The sequence below is a fragment of the Variovorax sp. RTB1 genome (assembly GCF_035018765.1).
GTDB lineage: Bacteria > Pseudomonadota > Gammaproteobacteria > Burkholderiales > Burkholderiaceae_C > Variovorax.
The window spans coordinates 1-4,095 of sequence record NZ_JASJXG010000098.1 but is presented as its reverse complement, the minus strand read 5'-3'; the positions used below and the strand labels follow the sequence as shown (position 1 = coordinate 4,095).

General features: G+C 68.2%; 5 protein-coding genes. 1 reads left to right on the top strand and 4 read right to left on the bottom strand.

What is annotated here, in order from left to right:
- Nucleotides 1-47: 47 nt before the first annotated feature.
- A complete protein-coding gene (gene tesB / locus QN397_RS26380) occupies nucleotides 48-920 on the top strand; it encodes an acyl-CoA thioesterase II (protein WP_323497884.1) in 873 nt (290 codons plus the stop codon).
- Between the two features lie 81 nt (nucleotides 921-1,001).
- Here the strand turns inward: tesB and QN397_RS26375 are convergent, their stop codons facing one another.
- From QN397_RS26375 to QN397_RS26360, 4 genes are all read right to left on the bottom strand, one after another.
- Nucleotides 1,002-1,832 (bottom strand): YoaK family protein, encoded by an 831-nt coding sequence (locus QN397_RS26375; protein WP_323497878.1) that lies wholly within the window; start codon nucleotides 1,830-1,832, stop codon nucleotides 1,002-1,004.
- A 61-nt stretch (nucleotides 1,833-1,893) separates the two neighbouring features.
- The gene (locus QN397_RS26370) at nucleotides 1,894-2,544 is read right to left on the bottom strand and encodes an aspartate/glutamate racemase family protein (protein ID WP_323497877.1); all 651 of its coding nucleotides are present in this window, start codon (nucleotides 2,542-2,544) and stop codon (nucleotides 1,894-1,896) included.
- Nucleotides 2,545-2,554: 10 nt separating this feature from the next.
- Nucleotides 2,555-3,274: an ABC transporter ATP-binding protein gene (locus QN397_RS26365; protein ID WP_323502475.1), complete on the bottom strand. Its 720-nt coding sequence runs from the start codon at nucleotides 3,272-3,274 to the stop codon at nucleotides 2,555-2,557.
- Nucleotides 3,275-3,297: 23 nt separating this feature from the next.
- The gene (locus tag QN397_RS26360; protein ID WP_323502473.1) at nucleotides 3,298-4,053 is read right to left on the bottom strand and encodes an ABC transporter ATP-binding protein; all 756 of its coding nucleotides are present in this window, start codon (nucleotides 4,051-4,053) and stop codon (nucleotides 3,298-3,300) included.
- Between the last annotated feature and the right edge of the window lie 42 nt (nucleotides 4,054-4,095).

Genomic DNA, 4,095 nt, shown 5'->3' with positions numbered 1-4,095 from the left:
CTCCTGACTCCGCCTCCGCCCTCGCTCCCCCGGTCGACCCCGCCCGCCTGGTTGCCGACCTCGTCACGCTGCTGCGGCTCGAGCAGATCGATGCCGACCGCTTCATCGGCCAGAGCGAAGACATCGGCACGCCGCGCGTCTTCGGTGGCCAGGTGCTCGGCCAGTCGCTGATGGCGGCCTGCCGCACCGTCGGGGCAGATCGACCGGTGCACTCGCTGCACGCGTACTTTCTGCTGCCGGGCGACAAAAACGAATCGATCGAATATCTGGTCGACCGCGTGCGCGACGGGCGCAGCTTCACCACCCGGCGGGTCGTCGCGCAGCAGAAGGGCCGCACCATCTTCACCATGATGGCGTCGTTCCAGACTGTCGAGCCGGGTGCCTTTTCGCACCAGCTGACGATGCCTGAAGCACCGGCCCCCGAAACGCTGGTGAGCGATGCCGAGCTGCGGCGCGCCCTCGGCAACCGCGCACCGGCCGGCATGAACGACAAGTTCTTGCTGGAGCGGCCGATCGAGTTCCGCACCGTCGATGCGCCGGACCTGCTGACGCCCGAGCTGCGACCGGCCGAAGCGCTGGTGTGGATGCGTGCGCTCACGGAGCTGCCCGACGACCCGGCCCTGCACTGCGCGCTGCTGGCCTATGCGTCCGACCACGGCCTGCTGCGCGCCGCGCTCCTGCCGCACGGCCTGAGCTTCATGCAGGGTCGCCTTCGCCCGGCCAGCCTCGACCATGCGATGTGGTTCCATCGCGATTTCCGGCTCGACGACTGGTTGCTCTACGCCATCGATTCGCCGAGCGGCGGCGGGGCCCGCGGCCTGTGCCGCGGCGAGATCTTTTCGCGCGACGGCCGGCTGGTGGCGTCAGTCGCGCAAGAAGGAATGTTGCGCGTGGTCGATGCCGGCACACCGGTCGGCTGACCTGTCTTGAAGCCGGAAGGGTGCCAGTCGCGGGTTGAACCAGCGGCTTGAAACGGCCGCCTCAAGAGGCGGCCACAAGGCTCAGGGCCCGCGGGACTCGGAATCGGCGTGCGGCTTGCGTGTCGTGCGCACCGGCGGACGCCGGCCCACACGCCCCAGCAAGCGCGACAGCACCGGCGACCGCGGCACATCGCGAAAGAGCGGCGGCAGCGACAACGCCAGCAGCATCACCGCCAGCGGAACCACGCAGACGAAGCCGACGTACTTGAAGCCCAATGCGCCGACCGTTCCGCCCAGCACGAACATGCCGATCAGTCCACCCGCCGTGACCATGCGGGGCCGGTCGTAGTGCACGGCAGAAGCGGCATGGTGGCTGCGCCGGTTCCAGTACAGCATCTTGCCCAGCTCCATGCCCAGGTCGGTGATGTTGCCGGTCATGTGCGTGGTGCGGATGCTGCCGCCCGATGTCTTGGAAGCCACCGCGTTCTGCAGGCCCATCATGAAAGCCAGCAGCAGCACGGTGAGCGGCACCGCGAAAGGTGTCGACCAGGTCAGTGTGATGGCGCCCATCAGTCCGAAGGGGAACAGCAGCGCGGCTTCCAGCAGCAAGGGCAACGCATAGACGCTGTGCAGACGATGCTGCCGGCCCCAGTTCACCAGGATGGCGCAGACGGCGGCGCCGCTCATGAATGCCAGCACGGCGCCGAGCGCGTTGAGAAACAACTCGGTGTTGCCCAGCACCAGCCCGTCGGCCAGCTGCGACGCGAAGCCGGTCATGTGCGAGGTGTACATGTGCAGCACCAGAAAACCGCCTGCGTTGATGGCGCCGGCGTTGAAGGCGAGCAGCAACCCGAGCGCTCTGTTGCTGGCGGGCGAGCGGTGGCGGTCGGTGAGAAAACGCAGTCGGCGCATGGTGTCTGTACCCACGCTTATACGCCCCGCTGTACGTCAGAACCGGGCGGTGCTTGGCTTCTTAGTGGGCGTTGGAGAGTCGCGCACGCAGCGCGGCAACGGCGCTGTCGACCGTCGTGAGCACCGGTAGGCCCGACGCGTCTTCGCAGGCCGCGCGGGCACGCGCCATGCTGAACTGCGCCAGCGCGATGCGGGTGCAGCCCTTGTCGCGCAGCCATGCCGCCTGCTCGGCGATGAGCGCGTCGTGGCGGGCCCCGTCACCGGCGTCTAGCGCATCGAGTGCGCCTTCGGCCAGGGCCGTGTCGAGCGCGACATCGGGGCCGAACTCGGGCGGCATCGACACCAGCGTCGCGGCGAAGGTGGCGATCAGCCCGAGCTTGCCTATGCCGGCCCGGGCTTTGGCGACCATCGCCTCGTTCGGCTTCAAAACGGGGATGCCCGGATGCCGTGCCGCGACCGCTTCGATGCAGGGCCCGAACGCCGAGCAGGTGAACAGGATGCCGTCGGCGCCGGTCGATACGGCGTAGTCGCCGAGCGCCATGAAGCGCCGGTGCATCGCATCGTCCAGCCTGCTTGCACTGCGCGCGAGGTCGGCCGAGAGACTGTCGTCCATCAGATTCATGCGGATCGCCTCGGGCCAGTCGCGCACGAAAGCGTCGTTGATCGGGGCGACCGAATGGGCGAGTGCGTGGATGAGTGCGATGCGGGTCATGAGGCGGACGTTACACGCCCAGGTAGCGCGCCCACAGCGAACGATCGGCATCGAGCGCTGCCGAATCGCCCTGCCACACTGCGCGCCCGCGCTCCAGGATGATGTGCCGGTCGGCCAGCGGCAGCAGGCGCTGCACGTACTTGTCGACGACGAGGATCGCCTCGCCTTCTGCCTTGAGCGTCGCCAGGCAGCGCCAGATCTCCTCGCGGATGACCGGTGCGAGACCTTCGGTCGCTTCGTCGAGGATCAGGAGGCGCGGATGGGTCGACAGCGCCCGCGCGATCGCCAGCATCTGCTGCTCGCCGCCCGACAACTGGTTGCCGGCATTGCCCTTGCGTTCGGCCAGGCGAGGAAACAGTCCGTAGAGCGCCTCGATGGTCCAGCGCGGCGCGCCCGCCTGCTGGCCCGATTCGGTCGCACGCGGACGCGCGAAGGCGCGCAGGTGCTCGTCGACGCTCAGGTTGGGGAACACGTGGCGCCCCTCCGGAACGATGGCGATACCGCGGCGCGCGATGGCGTCGAGCCGTGTGCCGCCGATCTCGGCGCCGTCGAAACGCACGCTGCCGCGCAGCGGTGCGAGCGTGCCGGTGAGCACCTTGAGCAGCGTGCTCTTGCCCATGCCGTTGCGGCCCAACAGCGCCAGCACCTCGCCGGCGCGCACGGTCACATCGATGCCGAACAGCACCTGGCTCGCACCGTAGCCGGCTTCGATGGCGCTGCCTTCGAGCAGCGTCGTTCCGGAGATCGAGTCGGTCATGAATGCCCTTCCGCTTCGGTGCCGAGATACACCGCCTGAACATCCGGATGACCGCGCACTTCGTCGGCCGTGCCGGTCATCAGCACCTTGCCTTGCACCAGCACCGTCAGCCGGTCGGCCAGGCGGAACACCGCGTCCATGTCGTGCTCAATGAGCAGGATCGCCATGTCGGCGCGCAGTGAGTCGATGAGCCTCACCATGCGCGCGGATTCGTCCGGGCCCATGCCAGCCATCGGCTCGTCGAGCAGCAGCAGCTTGGGATTTGCGGCGAGTGCCAGCGCCACGTCGAGCGCCCGCTGCGCACCATGCGGCAAGGTGCCGGCGATGCGGTCGCGCTCGGCACCGAGCCCGACGCGATCGGCCAGCGCGATGGCGCGTTCCGTCAGCGCGGTTTCGTTGGAACGTGGCGCCATGAAGCGCAGGCTGCTGCCGGCGTGCGCCTGCGCTGCGAGCATCAGGTTGTCGTGCACCGTCTCTTTGGCGAACACCCGTGTCACCTGGAAGCAGCGCGACATGCCGGCCGACACGCGCTGATGATCGGTGAGCCGGGTGATGTCTTTTTCGTCGAGCAGGATGCGCCCGCCATCGGACTTCAGCAGGCCGGTGATGAGGTTGACCAGCGTGGTCTTGCCGGCGCCGTTCGGCCCGATCAGCGCATGCACTTCACCGCGCTCGACCGTCAGGTTGACATGGTCGGTCGCGACCAGTCCGCCGAAGCGTTTGACCAGTCCTTCAATGCGAAACAAGCTCATGACGCGTTACCCCCTCTCCCCTCGGGGGAGAGGGTGTAACGC

Coding starts and splice junctions, on each gene's coding strand:
- QN397_RS26360 (WP_323502473.1), bottom strand. CDS start 4,053: ATGAGCTTGTTTCGCATTGAAGGACTGGTCAAACGCTTCGGCGGACTG.
- QN397_RS26370 (WP_323497877.1), bottom strand. CDS start 2,544: ATGACCCGCATCGCACTCATCCACGCACTCGCCCATTCGGTCGCCCCG.
- QN397_RS26375 (WP_323497878.1), bottom strand. CDS start 1,832: ATGCGCCGACTGCGTTTTCTCACCGACCGCCACCGCTCGCCCGCCAGC.